The sequence below is a fragment of the Streptomyces venezuelae genome, assembly GCF_008642295.1.
GTDB lineage: Bacteria > Actinomycetota > Actinomycetes > Streptomycetales > Streptomycetaceae > Streptomyces > Streptomyces venezuelae_C.
The window spans coordinates 2,806,462-2,829,137 of record NZ_CP029190.1; the positions used below are offsets into that span (position 1 = coordinate 2,806,462).

The 22,676-nt window shown below is 72.1% G+C and carries 19 protein-coding genes and 1 tRNA gene; 2 read left to right on the forward strand and 18 right to left on the reverse strand.

Annotation, left to right across the window (positions count from 1 at the left end; translation table 11 throughout):
- Window positions 1-5: 5 nt before the first annotated feature.
- Window positions 6-476, forward strand: coding sequence for an Lrp/AsnC family transcriptional regulator (locus DEJ50_RS12205; RefSeq protein ID WP_150207809.1), 471 nt, complete (start codon window positions 6-8; stop codon window positions 474-476).
- Between the two features lie 2 nt (window positions 477-478).
- On the opposite strand, the gene DEJ50_RS12210 is transcribed toward DEJ50_RS12205, so the two are convergent.
- From DEJ50_RS12210 to DEJ50_RS12235, 6 genes are all read right to left on the reverse strand, one after another.
- Window positions 479-1,276, reverse strand: a complete 798-nt coding sequence (locus DEJ50_RS12210; RefSeq protein WP_150207811.1) for a S16 family serine protease — start codon at window positions 1,274-1,276, stop codon at window positions 479-481.
- A gap of 269 nt (window positions 1,277-1,545) precedes the next feature.
- Window positions 1,546-2,187, reverse strand: coding sequence for an IclR family transcriptional regulator (locus tag DEJ50_RS12215; RefSeq protein WP_150207813.1), 642 nt, complete (start codon window positions 2,185-2,187; stop codon window positions 1,546-1,548).
- Between the two features lie 428 nt (window positions 2,188-2,615).
- Complete coding sequence (locus tag DEJ50_RS12220) at window positions 2,616-4,403, reverse strand: DEAD/DEAH box helicase (protein WP_150207815.1); 1,788 nt, start codon at window positions 4,401-4,403, stop codon at window positions 2,616-2,618.
- Window positions 4,404-4,518: 115 nt separating this feature from the next.
- Window positions 4,519-4,884, reverse strand: a complete 366-nt coding sequence (locus tag DEJ50_RS12225; protein ID WP_223838100.1) for a type II toxin-antitoxin system death-on-curing family toxin — start codon at window positions 4,882-4,884, stop codon at window positions 4,519-4,521.
- 98 nt (window positions 4,885-4,982) lie between these two features.
- The gene (locus DEJ50_RS12230) at window positions 4,983-5,183 is read right to left on the reverse strand and encodes a hypothetical protein (protein ID WP_150207818.1); all 201 of its coding nucleotides are present in this window, start codon (window positions 5,181-5,183) and stop codon (window positions 4,983-4,985) included.
- 31 nt (window positions 5,184-5,214) lie between these two features.
- Window positions 5,215-6,768: an MFS transporter gene (locus DEJ50_RS12235; RefSeq protein ID WP_150207820.1), complete on the reverse strand. Its 1,554-nt coding sequence runs from the start codon at window positions 6,766-6,768 to the stop codon at window positions 5,215-5,217.
- 202 nt (window positions 6,769-6,970) lie between these two features.
- Between DEJ50_RS12235 and DEJ50_RS12240 the strand changes: the two genes are divergently transcribed.
- Window positions 6,971-7,045: transfer RNA gene (locus DEJ50_RS12240), tRNA-Cys, on the forward strand.
- A 45-nt stretch (window positions 7,046-7,090) separates the two neighbouring features.
- Here DEJ50_RS12240 and DEJ50_RS12245 read toward each other — a convergent pair.
- The 12 genes from DEJ50_RS12245 to DEJ50_RS12300 form a co-directional block, all read right to left on the reverse strand.
- Complete coding sequence (locus DEJ50_RS12245) at window positions 7,091-7,606, reverse strand: hypothetical protein (protein WP_150207822.1); 516 nt, start codon at window positions 7,604-7,606, stop codon at window positions 7,091-7,093.
- 39 nt (window positions 7,607-7,645) lie between these two features.
- Window positions 7,646-9,919, reverse strand: coding sequence for a DUF6571 family protein (locus DEJ50_RS12250; RefSeq protein WP_150207823.1), 2,274 nt, complete (start codon window positions 9,917-9,919; stop codon window positions 7,646-7,648).
- A gap of 58 nt (window positions 9,920-9,977) precedes the next feature.
- Window positions 9,978-10,661: a hypothetical protein gene (locus tag DEJ50_RS12255; RefSeq protein ID WP_150207825.1), complete on the reverse strand. Its 684-nt coding sequence runs from the start codon at window positions 10,659-10,661 to the stop codon at window positions 9,978-9,980.
- Complete coding sequence (locus DEJ50_RS12260; RefSeq protein WP_150207827.1) at window positions 10,658-11,152, reverse strand: hypothetical protein; 495 nt, start codon at window positions 11,150-11,152, stop codon at window positions 10,658-10,660. The genes DEJ50_RS12255 and DEJ50_RS12260 overlap by 4 nt, the downstream gene beginning before the upstream one ends.
- Before the next feature lie 16 nt (window positions 11,153-11,168).
- Entirely contained in the window at window positions 11,169-11,597 is a 429-nt protein-coding gene (locus DEJ50_RS12265) for a hypothetical protein (RefSeq protein ID WP_150207829.1), read from the reverse strand.
- 34 nt (window positions 11,598-11,631) lie between these two features.
- The gene (gene mycP / locus DEJ50_RS12270; protein WP_150207831.1) at window positions 11,632-12,825 is read right to left on the reverse strand and encodes a type VII secretion-associated serine protease mycosin; all 1,194 of its coding nucleotides are present in this window, start codon (window positions 12,823-12,825) and stop codon (window positions 11,632-11,634) included.
- 20 nt (window positions 12,826-12,845) lie between these two features.
- The gene (locus DEJ50_RS35215; RefSeq protein ID WP_190344445.1) at window positions 12,846-14,300 is read right to left on the reverse strand and encodes a hypothetical protein; all 1,455 of its coding nucleotides are present in this window, start codon (window positions 14,298-14,300) and stop codon (window positions 12,846-12,848) included.
- Window positions 14,300-14,851, reverse strand: coding sequence for a hypothetical protein (locus DEJ50_RS12280; protein ID WP_150207844.1), 552 nt, complete (start codon window positions 14,849-14,851; stop codon window positions 14,300-14,302). Before DEJ50_RS12280 ends, DEJ50_RS35215 begins: the two co-directional genes overlap by 1 nt.
- Window positions 14,852-15,054: 203 nt before the next feature.
- Window positions 15,055-17,400, reverse strand: a complete 2,346-nt coding sequence (locus DEJ50_RS12285) for a xanthine dehydrogenase family protein molybdopterin-binding subunit (protein ID WP_150207846.1) — start codon at window positions 17,398-17,400, stop codon at window positions 15,055-15,057.
- Window positions 17,397-19,679 carry a 2Fe-2S iron-sulfur cluster-binding protein gene (locus DEJ50_RS12290; protein ID WP_223837724.1) on the reverse strand — a complete coding sequence of 761 codons (2,283 nt, stop codon included), beginning with the start codon at window positions 19,677-19,679 and terminating at the stop codon, window positions 17,397-17,399. Before DEJ50_RS12290 ends, DEJ50_RS12285 begins: the two co-directional genes overlap by 4 nt.
- A complete protein-coding gene (locus DEJ50_RS12295) occupies window positions 19,676-20,563 on the reverse strand; it encodes an FAD binding domain-containing protein (RefSeq protein ID WP_150207847.1) in 888 nt (295 codons plus the stop codon). Before DEJ50_RS12295 ends, DEJ50_RS12290 begins: the two co-directional genes overlap by 4 nt.
- Window positions 20,564-20,826: 263 nt before the next feature.
- On the reverse strand, window positions 20,827-22,533 hold the full coding sequence (locus DEJ50_RS12300; RefSeq protein ID WP_150207849.1) for a beta-N-acetylhexosaminidase: 1,707 nt from the start codon (window positions 22,531-22,533) through the stop codon (window positions 20,827-20,829).
- Window positions 22,534-22,676: the final 143 nt, after the last annotated feature.

The window sequence follows — 22,676 nt, forward strand, 5'->3', positions numbered from 1 at the left end:
ACCCCATGGGCATCGACAGTCTCGATGGCAGACTCATCGTTCTCCTGGCCCGCGAGCCCCGCATCGGGGTCCTGGAGGCCTCCCGCCGGCTCGGCGTGGCCCGCGGCACGGTGCAGGCCCGGCTGGACCGGCTCCAGTCGAGCGGAGTGATCCGCGGCTTCGGCCCGCAGGTGGACCCCGCCGCGCTCGGCTATCCGGTGACGGCCTTCGCCACGCTGGAGATCAAACAGGGCCAAGGGGCGGACGTACGGGCCCACTTGGCCACCGTGCCGGAGGTGCTGGAGCTGCACACCACCACCGGGCACGGGGACATGCTGTGCCGCCTGGTGGCCCGCTCCAACGCCGATCTCCAGCGGGTGATCGACCGGGTCGTCGGGTTCGAGGGCATCGTGCGGGCTTCGACGGCGATCGTCATGGAGAATCCCGTACCCCTGCGGATCATCCCCCTGGTCGAACAGGCGGCGGAGGACAACTGACGTCAGCAGGAGGGGACGTTTCCGCCCCGCTTCAGCTCCCGCAGGGAGGACACCGCGTCCGTCAGCGAGGTCACGGGGATCAGCTGCAGCCCCTCGGGCAGCTCGGACTGGGCGTCCGAGCACTCGGCCTTCGGTACGAGGAACACGGTGGCCCCGTCGCGGTGTGCGGCCTGCGTCTTCAGGGCCACCCCGCCGACCGGGCCGACCGCGCCCTTCGCGTCGATCGTGCCGGTGCCGGCCACGGTCCGGCCGCCGGTGAGGTCCCCGCCGCTGCCGTCCCCGTCGAGCTTGTCGACGATGCCGAGGGAGAACAGCAGCCCGGCGCTGGGCCCGCCGACGTCGGCGAGGTTGAGGTCGACCTTCACGTGCTCCGGGTCCTTCTTCAGGTATCCGAGGGCGGCCTGGGTGGCGGTGGACTGCGACTTCTCCATTTGCTCCAGGTTGTGCGCCTCGATCTCCTTGTCGCTCTCGCCGGCCGGGTACACGACCTCCTTGGGCATGACCGCCCGGTCGGTGGCGAACCAGTCGCCGACCAGGTCCGGCAGGCGGACCTTCTGGGAGGGGCCGGTGGCCACGATCGTGGTCATCCGGAGCTGCCCGGTGGTGGGGCGGGTGGGCGCACCGGAGACGGTGATGACGCTCTTGCCGTCCTTGGTGCCGAGCACGTCGGCCGTCAGCCCCGGCTGGGCCAGTACGAAGGGCAGCGGCGCGAGGGCCGCGACCAGCAGCAGTGCGAGTGCGGGCACGGCACAGACGGCGAGGGCGACGGGGCGCGGGAGACGTGAGAGGCGTGAGAGCACCCGGCCAATCTAGCCCCCCGTCCGGCCCGGCCCGGCTCCGCCCGCGGGTGCGGCTCCCCGCGCGGGCGCAGCCGTGCCCCCGGCTCCGCCGGTGAAGGCGGGGCCGGGGGCACGGTTCGGGCGCGGCTCGGGCGCAGTTCGGGCCCCGCTCGCAGCGCGGCTCGGGCCCCGCTCGGGGCTCGGCTCGGGCCCCGCTCGTGCGCGGCTCGGGCGCAGTGAGGACGCCGGTGAGAACGCCGGTGAGGGCGCGGCGAGGACGCGGTGAGGCGTCAGCGCAGCGCGTCGGCGACCTCGCGCGCGGCGTCGACCACCCGCGGCCCCACCCGCTCCGGCACGGCATCGGCCAGCATGACCACGCCGACACTGCCTTCCAGGCCGGTGATACCGACCAGCGGTGCCGCGGCTCCGCTGGCGCCGGCTTCGAGTTCTCCGTGGGTGAGGGTGTAGCCGGGCTCGGTGAGTCCACCCTGCCTGGCGGCCAGGATGGCTCGGCCCGCGGCTCCGCGGTCCAGCGGATGCCGGAAGCCCGCCCGGTACGCGACGTGGTAGTCGGTCCAGGTGGGTTCCACGACGGCCACGGCCAGCGCTTCGGTACCGTCCACGAGTGTCAGGTGCGCGGTGGCACCTATGTCCTCGGCGAGGGAGCGGAGCGCGGGCAGGGCTGCCTCGCGTACGAGTGGGTGCACCTGTCGGCCCAGTCTGAGCACGCCGAGACCCACGCGGGCCCGGCCGCCGAGGTCGCGCCGGACCAGGGCGTGCTGTTCCAGCGTGGCGAGCAGGCGGTAGACGACGGTGCGGTTGACCCCGAGCCGGTTGGAGAGCTCGGTGACGGTCAGACCGTGATCGGTATCGGCGAGCAGCTTGAGAACTCGGAGCCCTCGGTCGAGAGTCTGCGAGGTTTCCGCGGTCACGACACCTCTCCCTCTGTGGTGAGCGGCGGTGAACTCTCAAAGCCAAGGCTCCGCCGGTCCCATCGGCGACGCATGGAGAGGCCGCCGGATAAGGCCATGGCACCGGCTGCGCTCCCGTGGCGGCGCTGCCACGGGGCGTTTCGATGCGGGGACAGTAGCGAGCGGGTCCCGCTCAGCGGAAGGCCTCGTCCAGAATCCGGGCGCCGAATCCCCCTATGTGGCCTTTGCGCAGCCGCTCGGTGTGCCTATTTGTCATGACCCCAGTCTCAGAACCTCCATACCGTCCCGGCAGTGTGAACGGGTTCGAAGAGCGCCGAAAGGCGGTCGCGGACCGGGGCCCGAAGCCGGACGGGGCCCGTGCGAACCTCCGCACGGACCCCGTCCCGCGTTCCGTAGAAACGGCTCAGCCCGACCTCGGGCTCAGCCCGTCACCGCATCCGGGTGGCCCACTCCTGGACCTTCTTGATGCGTTCGCGCAGCTGACCCGCCGTCGCCTCCGCGCTCGGCGGTCCGCCGCAGACCCGCCGCAGCTCGGTGTGGATCACCCCGTGCGGTTTGCCGCTCTGGTGGACGTACGCGCCGACCATCGTGTTCAGCGACTTCCGCAGCTCCAGCAGCTCCTTGTGGGAGACCACCGGCCGCCGCTCGGCCGGCAGCTCCAGCAGGTCCGCCTCCGCGTCGGGCCGCTTCCGGCTGTGCGCGATCTGCCGGGCCTGCCGCTTCTGCAGCAGCATCTGCACCTGGTCCGGTTCCAGCAGGCCGGGGATGCCGAGGTAGTCCTGCTCCTCCTCGCTGCCCGGGTGGGCCTGCATGCCGAACTCGGCGCCGTCGAACAGCACCCGGTCGAACACGGCGTCGGACTCCAGCGCCTCGAAGGGCAGCATGTCCTGCTCGCCGGTGTCCTCGTCCTCCTGCCGGTTCGCCTCGTCCATCTCCTTCTCGGACTCGGCGTACGGGTCCTCGTCCTCGCCGGCCTTCTTCGGCTTGTCGAGCACGTGGTCGCGCTCGACCTCCATCTCGTTGGCGAAGCCGAGCAGGTAGGGGATGGTCGGCAGGAACACGGAGGCGGTCTCGCCGCGCCGCCGCGAACGCACGAAGCGGCCGACCGCCTGGGCGAAGAACAGCGGGGTGGAGATGGTGGTGGCGTACACGCCGACCGCGAGGCGCGGTACGTCCACGCCCTCGGACACCATCCGGACCGCGACCATCCAGCGGTCGTCGTTCCCGCTGAAGTCGTCGATCCGCTTCGAGGCGCCCGTGTCGTCGGAGAGGACCACGGTCGCCTTGGTGCCGGTGATCTCGCGGAGCAGCTTGGCGTACGCCCGCGCCGAGTCCTGGTCGGAGGCGATGACCAGGCCGCCGGCGTCCGGGATGCCCTTGCGGACCTCGGTCAGCCGCTGGTCGGCGGCGCGCAGCACGTTCGGCATCCAGTCGCCGCGCGGGTCCAGCGCGGTGCGCCAGGCCTGGCTGATGGCGTCCTTGGTCATCGGCTCGCCGAGCTTGGCGGCGATCTCGTCGCCCGCCTTCGTCCGCCAGCGCATGTTGCCGCTGTAGGAGAGGAAGATGACGGGCCGGACGACGCCGTCGCCGAGGGCGTTGCCGTAGCCGTAGGTGTAGTCGGCGGAGGACCGCCGGATCCCGTCGTTCCCCTCCTCGTACGTGACGAAGGGGATGGGGTTGGTGTCGGACCGGAAGGGCGTTCCGGTGAGCGCGAGCCGCCGGGTCGCCGGGTCGAAGGCCTCCAGGCAGGCCTCGCCCCAGGACTTGGAGTCGCCGGCGTGGTGGATCTCGTCCAGGATCACCAGGGTCTTGCGCTGCTCGCACCGGTTGCGGTGCAGCATCGGGCGCACGCCCACGCCCGCGTAGGTGACGGCGACCCCATGGTACTCCTTGCTCAGCGGCCCGGCCGAGTACTCGGGGTCGAGCCGGATGCCTATCCGGGCCGCGGCCTCCGCCCACTGCTTCTTCAGGTGCTCGGTGGGGGCGACCACGGTCACCTGCTGCACCACGTGGTGGTGCAGCAGCCAGGAGGCGAGGGTGAGCGCGAAGGTGGTCTTGCCCGCGCCGGGGGTCGCGACCGCGAGGAAGTCCCGCGGCTGGGTCTGGATGTACTTGTCCAGCGCCCCCTGCTGCCAGGCACGCAGCTTGCTGGCCGTGCCCCAGGGGGCGCGGCCGGGAAAGGCGGGTGAGAGGTGGTGGGAGGCGGTAGTAGTCACGGTCTCCGGTTCGTCGCTCTCGGCAGTCGTACGTAGGACAACCGGGCCACCCTACCGGGCCTTTCGCGTGCCGCGTGGCGGGACAGGCCCGTGACCTCGCGGGGTGCGGCGAGGGTCACACGGCGGTGCCGTGCAGCCGGCGCAGCCGGTCCGCGATCCGGCCCGTGTCGGCGAGGGAGCCCTCGGCGACCTCGATCACCAGGTCGTACGCGGCGTCCTGGTCGACCTCGGCCAGGTCGGTGCCGTTGACCGCGAGGAAGGTCACCGCGGCCAGCCAGGCGGTGCGTTTGTTGCCGTCCACCAGAGGGTGGTTGGCGGCGATGCCGTGCAGCAGCGCGGCGGCCTGTTCGAACCGGTCCCGGTACGCGGACACCCCGTACATCCGTGCCCGCGGACGCCGCACCGCCGACTCCAGCAGGCCCGGGGAGCGCAGCTCCACCGGCTGGTCCTTGGCGAGACAGGCATACCGCGCGAGGTCCATCACCTCGGCGACCGTGAGGTGCCGCGCGGCCGGCACCGGCCCGGGCTCCACGGGAGCCGGGGCGGCTGCCCCGGACCTGCCGCGCGGCTCGGGGGAGGTCATTCGCCCAGCCGCTTCAACAGGGGCGCGTGCCGGCGCGCCAGCCGCTCGGCCTCCCGGCCGACCAGTCGGCGGTCGGCGCGCAGGGCCTCCCGTACGGCGTCCGCCGCCCACTCCTCGGAGCTGCAGCCGACGGCATCGGCCAGGTCGTCGAGCTGCGCGCGTTCGGCGGCGGAGAGCCACAGGGTGATCTCGTTCACACGGCGAGAATAGGGTCCGGGAACGGGCGACTCACCCGGATTTCGCCCCGGGAGGCAGCGGAACTGCGGGCGCCTGGTCGGGGGCGGGCGCTTGGTCCAAGACGGAAGCGGGGGCCGGGTCCGGGTCCGGCGCGGGGTCGAGGCGGGTGGCAACCCATGCGCCCACCAGCGCCACGCAGGCCATCGGCAGGAACACCACCACGAACGCACCCGGGTGCGAAGCGGAACCGGCCCCCTCGCCGAGGGTGTGGGCCGCTCCCACCGCTCCCCCGCCCAGCGCGGCGAACGCCGCACCGCCGCCCGCCAGCAGCACCACGTTCGCCAGCGCGTCCGAGATCTGCAGGGCGGCGGAGTTGGTGCCCGCCTCCTCCGGCGGCGACAGCTTCAGCAGCAGCACGCTGGTGGAGCCGATCACCAGGCCCATGCCCAGGCAGCCCACCCCCCAGGCCAGCGCCAGGGTCCACACCGGCACCGATTCGATCAGCACGGCCGGCGCGGCGGCGATGGCGACCGCGACCAGCACCATGCCCAGCACCATCAGCCGCACCCGGTACGGCGCCATCCGCCCCTTCGACTGGATCCAGGACCCGCCCGCCCAGGTCAGCCCGCCCAGCGCCAGCGAGAACCCGGCCATGGTCGGGCTCATACCGCGCTGGGTGACCAGCATCAGCGGTACGAAGCTCTCGGCGGCGATGAACGACCCCGCCGCCAGCCCGCGCAGCAGCACCACCGAGGGCAGCCCGCGCCGGGCCAGATAGGTGCCGCGCGGCAGCAGCCCGAGGACCGCCGGCACCAGCAGAGCCGCGCCCGCGACCCCCGGCAGCACCGACAGCCAGCGCAGGTCCTGGGCGGCGTACTGGAGCAGCCCGGCACCCAGCGAAATCCCGAGGGCCAGCCGGATCCGGCGCCGGTCGAACGGTACGGGCGGCCCTCCCGGCTCCACCGGCCCGGAGGCGGTCCGGCGGATCGCGGGTAGTGCGACCGCGAGCGGCACGACGACCAGTGCGGGAATCCCGAGGAACACCCACCGCCAGCCGAGGTGCTCGGTGACCGTCCCGGAGGCCAGCGGCCCGACGATGGACGGCACCACCCAGCTGGCCGCGAAGGCCGCCATGATCGCAGGCCGCATCCGCTCGTCGTAGGCCCGGCTGACCACCACGTACAGCGCGACGATCACCAGACCGCCGCCGAAGCCCTGCACGGCCCGCCCGAGCACGAACAGCCACATCGCCTCGGCGGCCCCGGAGAGCACCAGCCCGGTCGCGAAGGAGGCGATCCCGACGCCCAGGGGCCGCAGCGGCCCGGCCCGGTCGGCCCACTGGCCGGACAGCACCATGCCGAACAGGCTGGTCGTGAAGTAGGCGGAGAAGGCGAAGGCGTACAGCCCGATGCCGTCGAGCTCGCGGGCGGCGACGGGCATGGCGGTACCCACGGCGGTCGCCTCGAACGCGATCAGGAAAATCACGGAGATGATCCCGATGCTGAGCGTCCGGTGCGCGGGCCCGAGAATCCCGCCACCGCCGTCGCGCGGGTCCGGCGCAGCGGGCGGGGATATCTCGTCGGCACGGGGCTCAAGGGCGCTCATCGCCCCAGGCTAAGGGGCATCCCCGGGTTTTGCCCCTTTCCTCGCACCCTCCCTTCGACGGATCGTCCCCTCCTCCAGCAGCCCTAGGACCATCCCCGACACCGGGCTTTGTGAACGCACCATGGCAGTCACATTGCAGCCCCCGGATTCCCCTTCCGACCCCGGCCCGGCCCGCCGTACGGTCATGCCATCTCCACCACACAGCCGTGTGCCCGAGTGGTTGAGGGACCCGCCTGCAAAGCGGGTTACGCCGGTTCGATTCCGGTCACGGCTTCCACCAAAGGCCGCCCGGCCGTCGCTCCGGGCGGCCTTCACCATGCCCTCAGGACCCGCCGGCGGGGGTGGGGCTCGGTGCACACTGAAGTTCCTTCTGGGCGAAGGCGAAGTATTTGCGGATCAGGTCGATATTCGCGGCCCGCGGCGGCTTCGGCCCCGCCGGAAGCTTCCAGCTGTGGATCATGAGCTCGACGTTGTCCGTGCCCGATGGCCGCTCGCACCGGAAGGCGACCGCCGCGCCCTTGTCCCAGACGACCGCTTCATCCCCGAGGGCGATCCGGTCGGGCTTCTCGCGTGGGAAGTCGTACAGCAGGCCTACGTCGACGCGGCTCTTGTCCGCCTCCGCCTTAAATCGGAACAGCCCGTCCACTGTGATATTGCAGTCCGCATCAATCGCCATGGGACTGACGGATTCCTCAACCTGGATCTTCTTTCCCTCTCCGAGCAGAGGCAAGAGGTCAGACCGGTCAAATGCGTTCCAGCACATCCTCTCCGGACCCTGCGGTACGGAGGGCCCCTCGTCGGAACAGGCCGACACTCCGGCGGCCAGGATGAGCGCCACGGGAAGGAGGGCAGAGCCACGGCGCCAGGACATCGGGACCTACCTCCGCATTCCACGGCCGGCTGTATGCCCGTCCGCCGCTGCCGTTGAAGCTTCGCCCTTGAGATCGTTAATGTCGTGGCGGGACATTTCGGTGCCGACTGCCGCCCTCTCAACGGCATCGGCGGCGGCCTTCTTGACGGCCTCCTCGGCGTCGAGGTAGTCCCGCTCCGCCTTCTCGTCCACGTCTGCGGCCTCTTTGGCCATGTCCTTCTGGGCGCTCTCGACCACGCTGTTCGCGATGTCCTCCTGCAGCCAGCCCACAAGATCACCGGCAATGGGAAACAGTTCCACGTACTTGGCTCCCGCCATGGAAATACCCCGGTTCACCCAGTTCGCTGTGGTCTCCACGCCCTTGACGTAGTCCTCCCCGCGCAGCTTCTCGTCCTCGCGCAGGCCGTCGGCCCGGGCCTGGGACAAGATCCCGGCGATCTCGCCGCCCGGGTGCGTCACCGCCCTGATCGCTGCGTCGGGCTGGCTGTGGTCGTCCCGCTGCTTGATGACGTCGTTGACCATCACCGAGGTGACCGTCTGATGAGCATTCGTGATCGCGCCGTACGCCTCCGGGTCCTGGGCGATCGCCCCGAGGAACTTCGACATCTCGTACTTGTCGAACTCCGCCATCACCTCGGGCCCCTTGATATGACCGCCCTCGTTCCCGAGCGCAGCCTGCATGTCCGCCGCATACTCCGCCGCCATCTGCCCGAACACCCCGGACAGGCCGGACAGCGGTTCGCCTTCTTCGCCCGCCTTGGCGACCAGGTCCGGGTTGTCGCCGATCTTGTCGACCACCCGTTCCATCACATCGGTCATCGGACCCGTATGCGTCACGGGCTGCGCGTCCACGTCGCCGGCCGGGCGACCGCTGACCGCGGCCATCAGAGCGCCGCCCAGCGCCTCCTGGCCCGGCAGGAACACGCCGCCCTTGCCGTCGAAGCCACTGACCCATGCCTTCTTGTCGAGCATGTAGTCGACCATGCCCTGGTCCTTGCCGTGCTGCCCGTCGACGGCCTTGTCCGCGAGCGTCACGATGCCGTCCTTGTTGCTGTCCTCTCGGACCGGCTCGTTGAAGAAGGCCGTCGCCGCGTCCGGGTTGTTGCCGAGCGCCTCCATCAGGCCGGTCAGCGGGTAGAACCCTGACCCGCCTTCGCTGTTGTGGTTCAGCGCCGCATTCAGCCCGATGGGAGCGCCGTGCTCCCATGCCTTCGGGTTCTTCCGGTCCATGGCGACCATGTCGCGGCCGACGGAGGTGAGGAAGTCCTTGTCGTACGTGCCCTCGCGGAGCAGCGCTCCGAGCGCCTGGTAACCGTAGATCGTGGCGCCCGGGCCGGCGATACGGCGGCTGGCGTCGATCTCCTTGCGGCCCGCCTTCATCAGCTCGGTCGTCCAGGCGGCGTCCAGATGGTTCGGCACGTTCTTCTGCGTGGCCAGGCCCAGCATCGCCCCCATGTCGCTCTGGATGTTCGCGACCATGTCGATCCGGTCCTGCCCGGCCTTGCCCAGGCTGGTCGCGTCCAGCGAGAGCACGGTGTAGGCGTGGAGCGTCCCTTCGGCTCCCACCTGGCGGTAGAAGGCCGTGGCGAATTCCGGGTCCTGACGGTTGTCGTCGAGCAGTTCCTCCAGCTCGCGCAACGCCTCCGGATTGCGGGCCGTGCCCCCCTTGACCAGCTTGTCCATCAACGTGGCGGCGCGGTCGGCCTGTTCACCGTCCAGGGTGGTGTACTTCGGCCTGGTGAAGTTGTGTTCGTCGGTGACGTTGGCCTGGAGCGCGCGGGCGAGGGACTGGTCCGCGTCATCGCAGCTCTCGATCAGGGCGTCGATCTTCCGCTGCCACTCACCGCGGTGCCGCTGTGCGGTCTGCATGTACTCGGGGTCGTGGCGGGCCGCGTTCTCCGTACCCGGATCGGGGAACGGCACCCGGGACACCCGGCCGTCCGCGTCCACCCGGAATCCGGCCTTCGGCGCGTCCACCTCCGCGGCCTGCTTCAGCTGGTCACGCGCCTCCTTGAAGGTGGTGTGGGCGTCACCGAGCAGCTGATGGACGCCCTTGGCCTGGGCGGCGGCGTCCTCGAACTCCTTGGCCACCTTCGCGATGAACGGCCGCCCGGCTCCGGCCGTCACCCCACTCCACTCGGCTTTGTCGGCCTTGGCCTTCATGCCCTCACGAGCTTCCCGGGCCAGCTCCTCCAGCTTGCCGACCATCGCACCCCAGTCGGTCACCGCCGTCTGAAGCTTGTCCAGGGGTGCGTTCATCACGTTCTCGAATGTCAGCATGTGCCGGTCCCTGTCCTTACGTGAGGCACTCGTCGACTCACCATTTCGTCACCGCCACCTAGGCCTCGGGAACCGACGCGGGAAGGTCTTCCGAGCGGTCGGGAAGACCGCCGCTGTTCTGGCAGCCGAGGTCCTTGGCGATGGCGAGCGCCGCCGAGTGCATGACGGCCACGTAGTCGGGACGGAGGACGTCCGCGCCCTTCCTCCCGTCCCGCTTGTCGCGGAACGTGAGGCGGATCTGGAGGGGGAGGTCGTCGGTGGAGCCGACCCGGGGGCTGGCGCAGTTGTACCGGAGGTGCATGCGGTTCGCTCCGTGGATCACGGCCGGACCGCGGTCCTTCTCCCCGGCGCCGACGTGCTTCTTGTCACCGGCGATCCAGAGCTCCGCGTACGGCACGCTCCCCGCCTTCGGCCTTCCCGACGCCCGGCACATCTCTCCCTCCAGGTCGCCGAAGCCCTGTCCGGTCTCGTACCTGCCTTGCAGCCCCTTGCCGACCGCCTGGAGGTCCAGGTCATACGTCTCGTCCCGCAGCCTGAACTCCGTGGAGTCGAGCACCCGCTCCAGAGCGGCGGCGCCTTCCGGGCCGAACAGCCCCTGGCAGATCTGCACCGCGGATCCGTAGGCCGGCTCCGGTTTCGGCTCCGGCTTCGCGGAAGGCTCGGACGTACTGCATCCGGTCGCCAGTACGAGGACGGCGAACCCGCACCCGAGCATGTGGAACCGCCGGTACGCCGCGATCACTTGTTGCCCGTTTCGGGGTCATGGCCCTGCTGGTCGGCCAAGTCGTTACCGGTGCCGTAGCCGATCTGCCTGGACTCCATCAGATCGTTGCCGAGCTCGCTCAGTGGGTCGATGTTGTGCCGCTCCATGAACTCCCTCAGCGGTGCCTTCGCACTGTGCTCGCCCGCCTGGTACATCTCCTTCGTGGTGGCGTGCGTCTTTTCATCCACCTCGTCCTTGTTCCTCTCCACCGCATCGGAGGACCACTCCCCGATGACGGAGGAAGCGGCCTGTTCCACTGCACCGCTGCCCACGTCCACGGCCAGCGGTACGAGAATCGCCGCCGCGCCGGCAGCCGCTGCGGTGGCCGGAAGGAACGCGACACCCGCCGCGATGGCGGCTGTGGTGCCGAACTCCACCCAAGCTGCCCGCTGCTCGTGGGCACCCCAGTCGGTCACCGCCGTCTGAAGCTTGTCCAGGGGTGCGTTCATCACATTCTCGAACGTCAGCATGCGCCTGCCCCTGCCCTTACTTGAGGTACTCGTCGACCTTGGACTGTGTGAACGCGGCATGGATCTGCGCGTCCTGCTTTCCCATGGAATTGACGGAGTAGTTGAGGCTGTTGGAGATGTGCGCGCAGCCCGCGAGCAGGGTCTTCAGCTGCGAGTCCCACCGCTCCTGCGCCGTGAGCAGGGCGGCCCCGCTCGCGAAAGCCTCGCCCTTGAGCTGGGTGCCGGCCTCGGCGGTGGCGGTCTTGGCGTGCGCGCCGTCGCGGGACAGCCGGCTGTGGAGGACGTGCGCATCGTGGCCGATGGCCCCGATGTGGTCCTGGTTGAGCAGCAGGTCCTCGTTGCCGCCACCGGCTCCGCCGGGGTCGGCCGGCAGCTGGTTGAGCCGCGTACCGACGTTCGCGGCGGCGGCTGCCCTGGCGGTGGACCACTCTTCGTCGAACGACATGACGGCTCAAGTCCTGTTCTGTTCTGTTGGCTGGTCAGCGGTTCCTTGCGCGTACGGCCACGACGGTGACGGCTCCCCCGATGAGCACGGCGGCACCGAGCCCGAGGGCGATCCAGGGCAGGCTGCTGCCGTCGTCACTGTTGCTGTCGGCGGCGGCGGCCTTGTCGGACTGCTCGGCTGCCGGTGCGGAGCCGGCGGGCGCGGGCGCAGGTGAGTTCGGCGGAGCCGATGCAGCTGCGGCCAGGTCGGGCAGCGGCCACTCGTTGGCGGGGCCGGGGTCACCGGGGTTGGTCAGGGCGATCCGGGGACGGACCACGCCGTAGCCGATGTGGTCGTTCCGCTGGACTCCGTCGCGGGGCTTGCCGGCGGTGTTGAGGAGGACGCGGAGGACCTGGTTGTTGGTCCAGTCGGGGTGGGCGGACCAGATGAGGGCGGCGGAGGCGGAGGCGAGGGCTGACGCGTCGCTGGTTCCGTGTGCCTTGCACACCCCGCTCTGCTTTGTGCACGCGGTGACGATGTCCATTCCGGGCGCGGCGAGGTCCACCTGGGGGCCCTTCTGGGACTCCGCAGTGGCGTTGCCCTGCTGGTCGATGGCGCCCACGCCGACTGCGCCTGGCGTACCGGCCGGATAGAGGACGTTGTTCCTACCCTGCCCGTCATTACCCACACCAGCAAAGATCAACTTACCCTTGGACACGGCATACTTGACCGCTGCGACACGAGCGGGATCATCTGCGACGCCATCCCCACCGCTAGCCATAGAGATGTTGATGACCTTGGCATCCGAGTCCGCCGCGTACCGGATTGCCTGCGTCCAGGTCGGTTCCTGCGTGTTGCTCGCCTCGTCACGCACGCGGATCGGAAGGATCTTCACACCTGGCGCGAGACCGAAGGCACCGTCGCCAGAGGGATGCTTACCCGTTCCAGCGATCATTGCGGCAATGCCTGTGCCGTGGTTGGCGACGTCCTTACGTTCATCTCCTGGGGCATTCGTCGCCAGGTTCTTGCCGGGCAGAACCTGCCCTTCCAGCTCAGGGACGCGACCGACACCGGTATCAATCACCGCGACCGTGATCCCTTTACCGGTGCTGGTCTTCCACATCTCGTCGGCCTTCATGGAGTCGAGATGCCATTGCTGCGACCTAATGGACGCCGCGTGGGCCGGAGTCGCGGCGACTCCGGCCAACAGCAGACCCATGAGAACAGATGTGGCCTTCCGCATGCGCATCTCGTACAGAATCCGTTCGCTCAGTCGACTACCGGCGGGACAACACGACGATCACCCTGCCAGGTCTCCTCGTCCTCGGACAGGTAGTCCGGACGTTCGCCGTTCTCGCGCTCCGGACGCCGGCCCGGCGTCTGATTGCCGCGGACCAGCCCTGCACCACCCTGCGTGAAGGGCCGGGCACCAGCGGTGGCACCAGTGGCCCCGCCTGCCGGACGGCCCCCGACGATACCGCCGGGCTCGCTGGCCAGCCGACGACCCGCACCGGGCACGCTGCCGCCCTGGGCGCCACCGCCGAATCCGCCGCCTCCCATGCCGGGGCCGTAAGCGCCTCGTCCGGCCTGACCGGTGCCGCCTTCGCCGATGACCGTGCCGCGGTGGAGTCCGGACGTCGGGCCTGTCGTGTTGACCTGACGTCCACCGTGGATTCCGGAGTCACGCGGCGGGAGGGCATTGGGCCCGACGAGCTTGCTGACCGGCGGAGACCCGGGGCCGGGGGCCCCGGGGATGCCGGGGATACCCGGGATACCGGGGACCTGGCGGCCTGGACCGGGACCGTGCGTGGGCGGACCACCGACCGGCGGAAGCATCACAGGCGGTACCGGCCCGGTCGGTGGAGCGCCAGGGCCGGGCGACGGGGCAACCGGGATGACCGGTGTGGTCGTCTGCGGCGGCAGGGTCTTGACGCTGTCCAGATCGGTGTTGACGTCCCTATCGGGCACGGGCGGCAGCGTGGGAGACCCCGGCCCCCGATCCGGCACCGGCGGGACCGTCGACGGGGTGGTGGGGTCAGGGTTCTTCGGCTGGTGACCGGGGACCCAACCGGGCTCCGACGAGGGACCACGGGTGTCGCCGCTCGGGGGCGCGTAGTTCGCCTCGCGCAGGCCATTGCGGAGAGCGGGATCCCCACCCGAGCGGCTGATCTCCTGAGCGCCGTCAATGTTCGTCGGAACAACTTCCGGCGGCGCAGGCGGAAACGTAGGAATCGGCGCCGCATTCATCTGCGTCGTGGACGCCTCATACGACTGCGCCAGCTTGTTCATCTGCTGTACCGCCTCGAGCCGGTCCCCGGCCAGCTTCGAGTGTGCCGTCATGCCGATCTTCTGCGCGTCCGGGTCGTTGCGGGCCTCCCGCGACGCCTCCAGGTTGTCGTACGCACCCTGGTCGTACGCCGGCATGTTCGCCTTGACCTCGACGATCGTCTGCGCCGCGTTGACCATCCACTCGCCGCCGGTCTTGCTGTACTCGCCCAGTCGCAGCGTCGAGTTGCCCAGCCGGTTCACCCAGTTCTGGAAGGCCTCTGCCGCCTGGCCCTCCCAGTTCTCGACCTTGTGGTTCTTCAGGTCGTTGCCGATCTTCGTGATCTCGATCTCGGCGTCCTTCAGCAGCTGGCCGCGCGTCTTGACCTTCTCACCGTCCACCGAGGCCAGCATCGCCAGCAGTTCCTTGTGCGAGTAACCCTCGAAGTTCGTCGCCATTACATGTCACCCCCGGCCGTGCTCTCGTTGGTGCCCTGGCCCGTGGACGGCTGTCCGCCGTTGGAAGCCGGGTCCTTTGCGGGCTCGCCCGGCTTGGGCGCCTCGGGGTCGCGCCCCGGTACGTACTGTTCGTGCGCCTGCCGCTGCAGCGCGCGCATCCGCGCCTTGACGTCCTCGTCCATGTTCTCGTAGCCCACCCGGGACGCCTCGATCGCGATCGCCAGCGACTCGATCTGGTTCGCCAGCGCCTTCGAGAGGTTCTCCATCTCCGAGCGGACCTTGTTGTACGCCGTGTGCAGGCCCTGCGCCTCCGTGAAGCCGGTCCCCAGGTCGCCCGCCCCCAGGGTGCCGTCGGCGAACTTGCCGTGCTCCGCCTTGGAGCCCTTCAGCTGGTCCAGCAGGGCGTCCACGCGCTTCTTGTAGCTCACCATCGACTCGTGTTCGACGTACAGAGCAGGCGCCTGTGCCGCAATCAGGCCCTTGTTCGCCAACGAGAGCATGTTGCCGCCCGGTACGAACGGCAGCACCGCATCAATCGCATCCCCAGCCACGATGGCCTCCCCGTCTCCCCGTCTCTCCCCGTTGTCGCGGCGTTTCCGCCGCTCCCCGTCCCGTTCCCGTTCGCACCTGTTGGCGTGCAGTGCGCGCGGGTTCGTGCAGACTCGCCGTCAACTCTATCGAGCGGTGCCGACAGGCCCAAGCCCGGGGTTGCACGTGCAATGCGACAGCTACGGGCTCAATGCGGGGCAGACGGTCAGGAGTTGGGCACCGCCACCGCCGCAGAGGGCCGGATCGGGAGCCTGTTGACCGGGCGGCCCGTGGCCGCACGCACCGCCGAGGCCACCGCCGCCGGGGCCGTGACCACCGGGACCGCGCTCGCCGCCTTCGCGCCGAAGGGGGCCACCACGTCCCGCTCCTCGACGAGTTTGACGATACGGACGGCCGGCGCGTCGAGCGAGGTCGGCAGGGCATATCCCGTCAGGTCGGGGTGCCGGACCAGGCCCGCGGCGGTGCGCAGGTTCTCGGTGAGGGCCGCGCCGACGCCCTGGGTGACGCCCGCCTCGATCCGGGCGGCCAGCTGCCGCGGGTTGAGGACCCGGCCGACGTCCTGCGCGACGGCGAGTTCGACGACCCGTACCGAGCCGAGTTCGACGTCGACGTCGACCACCGCGCGGATCGCACAGAAGGCGAGGCCGACGAAGGCGTCGCCCTGCCCGTCCGCGTCCAGCGGCTCGGTCGGGTGCGGACGGCACTGGGCGGTGGCCCAGAGCTCCTTGCCCTCCAGGGCCTCCGCCACCGTGGTGGAAAAGGCCCCGTCGTACGAGGTGATGCGGCCGTCCGCGATCTGCAGCAGCTCGGTCGACATGCCGAACTTGGCGGCCATCGGCTGCAGGAGCTGGGTACGGACCATCTTGGCGGCCCGTTCCACCGCACCGCCCGACACCCAGGTGTGGCGGCCGTGCGTGGCCGGGCCGGCCGGCGGCTGGTCGGTGTCGACCGGGGCGATCAGCACCTCGTCCACGCCCAGGGTCTCCTGGACGATCTGACGGGCGAGGGTGGCGAAGCCCTGTCCGGTCTCGACGGCGGCGCAGATGACGGTGGCCGTGCCGTGGCTGACCTTGACGGTGGCGGTGGAGACCTCGTCGGTGCCCTCGGCCCCGAGCATGTGGACCATGCCGATGCCGTAGCCGACCCCGCGCCGGACCGCGCCGGGCTCGCCCGCGCCCTCCGGGCCGCCGGGCAGCAGCCACTCCTCCTCCGGGGTGTCCTTGGGGAGCGAGGGCAGTTCGAAGTCACGGACCGCGCGCAGGAGTTCGGCGACGGGGGCCGGGCAGGTGACGGTCTGGCCGGTGGGGAGCAGGTCCCCGGTGGCCAGGACGTTGCGAAGGCGCAGTTCGGCGCCGTCGAGGCCGAGTTCGGCGGCGAGCTTGTCCATCTGGCCCTCGTACGCGGCACAGACCTGGAGCGCGCCTTCGCCGCGGACGTGCCCGGACGGGGGGTTGTTGGTGCGGACGGCCCAGCCCTCGACGAAGGCGTGCGGGACCACGTACGGGCCGCAGGCGAACGCGACGGCGGCGGCGAGGGATTCGGCCGAGGAGTCGGCGTACGCACCCGCGTCCATCAGGATCTGCGCCTCGACCTTGACCAGCCGGCCCTCCGCGTCCGCGTGGTGGCGGTAGCGGAGCAGGGTCGGGTGCCGGTGGGAGTGGCCGAGGAAGGATTCCTCGCGGGTGGCGGCGAGTTTCACCGGGCAGCCGGTGCGCAGCGCGAGGAGGCCGAGGGGGAGCTGGTAGCCGGAGTCCTCGCGGTCGGCGGTGGCACCGGGGACGCCGGTGACGACCACCTTGACGCGTTCGGGTTCGAGGCCGAAGCAGGCGGCGGCGAGGTCGCGGTCGGCGTGCGGGTCGGTGGAGGCGGTGTAGATCTCGACTCCGCCGTCGGGGCGGGGCACGGCGAGGCCGGCTTCGGCGCCGATGGGGGCCGGGTCCTGGCGGCCGATCCGGTAGAGGCCCTCGACGACGACCTCGCCGGTGGCCTCCGGGTCGCCGTAGCGGAGCGGGATGTGCCGGATCAGGTTGCCGTCGGGGTGCAGCGGCGGGGCGGCGAAGGCCTGTTCGGGGTCGGTGACGGGGTCGAGGAGCTCGTACTCGACGGTGATCGCGGCGGCGGCGAGGCGGGCGGCGTCGGGGTGGTCGGCGGCGACGGCGGCGATGGGTTCGCCGTGGTGGCGGACCACGTCGTGGGCGAAGACCGGGCGGTCGGAGATCCGCCGGCCGTGGGTGGTGGCGCCGGGGACGTCGGCCTGGGTGACCACGGCCCGGACGCCGGGCATCTGCGCCGCCGCGCTGGTGTCGATGGAGAGGATCCGGGCGTGGGCGTGCGGGGAGCGCAGCACGGCAGCCCAGAGCAGGCCCTCGGCCCAGAGGTCGGCGGCGTAGGGGAAGGTGCCCTCGGCCTTGGCGCGGGCGTCGGCGGGCATCACGGAGGCGCCGATTCCGCGCGGCACCTGGTGGGGCGCGGAGTCGGTGGGGGCGGCGCCTTGGGCGGTGGCGGTGGCTGTGGTGATTCCGATGGCCGTCGCCGCGTCGCTGGCGGTCACGCCATGCCTCCGTGGTGGTCGGGGTGGATCCCGCCCTCGCCGGGCGGGGCCTGGTGCGGAATGCGGGGTTCGGCCGAAGCCGCCGCTTCGGACGCGGCCTCGGCGGCTCCGGCGGTCGCCGCGGCGGTCGCTGCCTCGGTCGCCGCCTCGCGCTCGGAGACCACCTCGCGGACGGCGTCGAGCACGCCGTGGTAGCCGGAGCAGCGGCAGAGGTTCCCGCAGAGGGCCTGGCGGGTCTCCAGCTCGCTGGGGGCGTGGTTGCCCTCCAGCAGGTCGTGGATGGTCATGGCCATGCCGGGCACGCAGAAGCCGCACTGTACGGCGCCGGACCGGCAGAGGGCCTGCTGTACGTCGGAGAGCTCGCCGTCGGTGGCGAGCCCCTCGACGGTACGGACCTCCGAGCCGGCCGCGGTGGCGGCCGGGACCAGGCAGGAGTTGACGAGCCGGCCGTCGACCTGCACGGCGCAGGCGCCGCACTCGCCCTGCGAGCAGCCGTCCTTGGCCCCGGCGAGGCCGAGGCGCTCGCGCAGCACGTAGAGCAGCGATTCGCCGATCCAGGCGCCGGTGACGGGGCGGTCCGCGCCGTTGACGCGGAGCACGTAGGAGGCGAGGGGGTGCTCGGCGCTGTGTACGACGGCGGGGGCCTCGTGGGCGGCCCCGGCGTACGGTTCCCCGGGCACGGCCGTGTCCTTGCCGGACGGGGCGACGCCATCGGGCGTGCTCTGCCCGGCCGGCGCCTCGCCCGCGCCGTCGGCCGCGGGCTGCTCGGCCGCGGGCTGCTCGGCCTCGGCGTACGGGGCCGTGGCCGTGGCGTGCCCGTCCGGCGCCCCGCCGGTGCCACCGGCTTCCGCCCGCTCCGCCTCGTCGGCCCCGCCGACCGGCGGGGCCTGCCCGGCCTCGGCGTACGGGGCGACGCCCTCGGCCGGTCCCTCGCCGGCGCCGTCGGCCGAAGCCTGCGCCGCCTCGGTGTACGGGGCTCCGGCCGCGGCGGGGCCACCCGGCAGGGCGGTGCCTTCGGCCGGGGTGTGCCCGGCCGGCACGAACGCGCTCGCGCCCGCACCGCCCGGCAGGGCGGTGCCCTCGGGCGGGGTGTGCCCGGCCGGCTCCGCCTCGGCGTACGGAGCGGCCCCCGCCGGGGTGTGCTCAGCGGGCGCGAACGCACCCGTTCCTGCGGCTTCCGCCGGCCTGGCCTGCACGTCGTCGGCGTACGGAACGCCGACCGCGGCGAACGCGCCCGCGCCCGCAACGCCCGGCACTGCGGTGCCCTCCGCCGGCGTGTGCCCGGCCGCGCCGAACAGGCCCGCGCCCGCGCCCGCAACCCCCGGCGCGGCGACACCCTCCGCCGGGGTGTGCCCGGCCGGCGCGAACGCGCTCGCGTTCGAGACGCCCGGCACGGCGGTGCGCTCCGCGCCTGTTTCCGGGGTGTCCCCCGCCGCGGGCGGCATGGCGCCGAAGAGGTTGAGGCCTGTGGCCAGGGTGTGGTCCGGGGCGGCGTACGCCGCTTCCGTGCGGGGGGCCGGGATCGAGTCGTGCGGGCCGGGGTGCTGGCGTTCCGAGGTGACCGGGGCCGGGGCCGCGCCGTGGGCCGCCTCGATGTCCGGGGCCGGGTGCACCGGCTCGTCCTCCGCGAGGGTGCCCACGCCGGGCCCGCCCAGCACCCGTCCGCCCGCCGCAGGCGCAGGCGCAGGCATGGGCGCGTACGCCCGTACCCCGTCGAACTCCTGCGGCGCGCTCGCCCACGGCGCCGCCGCCCCGCCCGGCAGGGTCGCCGGTGCCTGGCTCCAGTCGGCCACCGGGGCCGCCCACTGGCCGGTGTCGCCGGAGCCCGGAGCGGCGACCGCCTCGGCCGGCTGCTCCATCGCCTCGGCGAAGTGCCACTCCGCCGTGGCGCCCGAGTCGGGCTCCGCACCCGCCGGCCCCGGGGCCGGGGCCACCGCGGCCCCCGCGTCGGGCCAGTGCACCGGCATGGCCCATGTCCCCGTCGTCGCCGCGGGGTCCGTGCTCGCCGCCGGCTCCACCGGCTCCGCCGGAACCGGCGGCACCGCGATCACCGGCGGCACGATCACCGGCGGGACGTACCCGTGCCCGGGCGCCGCCAGCGGTTCGCCGGTGCCCGTGGCGTTCAGCATGTCCTCGGGGAGTTTGACGAACGCGGTCGCGTCGGAGTCGTACTCGCCCCCGTGCGGGACCGGCTCCCAGCCCCAGCCGCCGCCCGTGTTCCCCATACCGTCGCCGCCGTCGCCGCTCACGTGCCCGTGCCCGTTCTCGTTCTCGCTCATGAGGTCAGCGCCCTTCCCAGGGCCCTCCGTGCCAGCACGGCCACCGTCCGCCGCAGCTGCAGGACTCCGGCCGGGACCGGGTCCCCCTGGTCGGGTACGCACGCGGCTGCGACGTACTCGCCGAAGGCCTCCAGCGCCTCGGGCGCGAGCCGCCGTTCCGCGTCCCAGTCGATCAGCGAGGCCACCCACTGCTCGGCCTCCAGGGGCCGCAGCGGCATCGGGGCCACCGCGCCCACCGCGATCCGGACCCCGCGCCGGGCCGGGTCCAGGACCAGCCCCACCGAGGCGATCGCCCGGCCCGGCCCGGTCCGGCCGGTCGCCTTCAGGAACACCTGCGGGGCGTGCAGCAGCGGAACCCGCACATACCCGATCAGTTCGCCGGGCCGGAGCATCTCGCGGCCGGCCAGCAGGTGGGACACGGGGATCTCGCGCCGCGCCCCGCCCGGGCCGGCGATGACCAGCACCGCTTCCAGGGCGGCCAGCACCGGCAGGGCGTCGCCCGTCGGTGCGGCCGTGACGATGTTGCCGCCCAGCGTGCCCGCGTTGCGGATCTGCGGCGGCCCGGCCGCCCGCGCGGCGGCGGCCAGGGCCGGGATCAGCGCCGCGAAGTCGGGGCGGCCCATCCGGGCGTGGGTGAGACCGGCCCCGAGCAGGGCATGCCCGTCCTGGTACTGCCAGCCGCGGATTTCGTTGATCCGGCCGAGGCCGACCAGCCCGGCCGGCCGCAGCTGGCCGGCGTTGACGGCCGCCATGAGGTCGGTGCCGCCGGCGACCGGCACGGCGGCGGGCATGGCGGCGAGTGCCGCCACGGCCTCGTCGAGCGAGGTGGGCAGCGTGACGGACTGCGTCACGGAATGCGCCGCCTGCGGTGCGTGCGTGGTCAACCCAGCTGCCCCTTCCCGATGTCCCGGTCTCGGCGCTCACGCCTGTCCGCCGTACGGTACGTGCTCACCGCCGGGACGTGGCAACTCTGGCACATCTTCCGCACCACCCCGGCGCGAGGGTGGCCCGGGCGCCCCCTGTACCCCCCTCCCGCTCCACCCCGGGAAAGAAAAGTCCGATTTCAATCTATTTACCGCTCTCGGGGCGGACTTGAGGGGCTTGGGGGGCTTGGGAGGCTTGGGGGAAGAGCTCCCCATTACCGGATTCACACGTTCGGGGGTGGCCCGTCGATCGGGCGCCCGGGTACGCCTGGCCGCCGCTGCCACGGCAACGGGCCGCCCGGCGGCCGGTAGTCCACGCCCAGCGCCGCCAGCCGCGCGTAGTGCGCCGCCGCCATCCGGGCCTCGAACCCGGCGTAGTCGCGCCGCTCCGGTTCGGGCTGACCGGACCACACCACTTCCGCGAAGGCCGCCAGCCGCGGGAACACCTGGTAGTCGATGCGGCTCTGGTTCTCCATCACCTCGGTCCACACGTTCGCCTGCGCGCCCAGTACGCGCCGGGCCGCCCCGTCCGACAACCCGGGCGGCACCGGCTCGAACCGGTACACGTCCTCCAGCGACCGCACGTACCCGATCGGCATCGGCTCCTCCGGGCCGCCGTCCTGACGGTGGTCCAGGTACACCTGCTGCTCCGGGCACATCACCACCTCGTGGCCGGCCTCGGCGGCGGCGATGCCGCCCGCGTAGCCGCGCCAGGAGGACACCGCGGCGCCGTCCGCGAGTCCGCCCTCCAGGATCTCGTCCCAGCCGATCAGCCGGCGCCCGCGGGCCGCGAGCCAGCGGTCGAAGTGCCGGATGAACCAGGACTGGAGCCCGTCCTCGTCCTTCAGGCCGAGTTCGGCGATCCGGGCCTGTGCGGTCGGCGAGGCCCGCCACTGCTCCTTGGGGCATTCGTCGCCGCCGATGTGCACGAACGGCGAGACCTCCGCCGGGAACAGCTCCAGCACCTCCTCGAAGACGCCCTCGTAGAAGCGCAGTACGGCCTCCGTCGGCGCCAGGACGTTGGGGTTGATGCCCCAGTCCTCCCAGACGCCCAGCGCCGCCGTGTCCACCACATCGGTGTTCCCGAGCTCCGGGTACGCGGCGATGGCCGCCTGCGAGTGGCCCGGCAGATCGATCTCCGGGACCACCCGGACATACCGTTGGGCGGCGTAGGCGACGATCTCCCGGATGTCGTCCTGGGTGTAGAAACCGCCGTGCGGGGTGTCGTTCCAGCGGTCCGACGATCCATGGCCCCACTTGCTGCGCGCCCGCCAGGCCCCGGCCTCGGTGAGCCTCGGGTACCGCCGGATCTCGATCCGCCAGCCCTGGTCGTCCGTCAGGTGCAGGTGCAGCACGTTGAGCTTGTGCGCGGCGAGCAAATCGATCCAGCGCAGCACGCCGTCCTTGGGCGTGAAGTGCCGGGCGACGTCCAGCATCATCCCGCGCCATCCGAAGCGGGGGCCGTCCTGGATGCCGCCCACCGGCAGCCGCCAGGTCCGGCCGGGCCGCAGCGGGGCCCGGCGGAAGGCATCGGGGCCGAGCAGCTGACGGAACGTCTGCGCGGCCCAGAAGAGCCCCGCCGGGCCGGCGCCTTCGAGCAGCACCCCGCGGTCCGTGACGTGCAGCTCGTACCCCTCGGGGCCGAGGGTCTCGGCGAGGGCGGGCCGCAGCACCAGCCGGACCACCTGCCGCCCCTCCCCCGCCACGGTGCCCGCCGGGGTGCCCGCCTCGGGCGCCGCCGGCAGCGCCCAGCCGGTCGCCGCGCCGATCTCGCGGCGCAGCCATGCGGCGGCGGCCTCGGTTCCGGGCCCGGCCGCGAGCAGCGGGTCGGCCAGCTCGCAGCTCTCCCGGCCCCCGCCGGCGTACCGCTCATAGCGCGGCTTCGGAATCAGGTCGGACGGAATCGGGTCGGACGGAATCGGGTCGGGCATGGTGTCGGTCCCTCCACCGCCAGGCGTTGCACACTGCGCAACGCACGTTTCACAGAACGCATCTGGCGCCGACCCTACCCGCCGGGCGGGCATGCGAAAGGTCCCCGGGCGTGCTCGCGCACACCCGGGGACCTTGGTCCCGC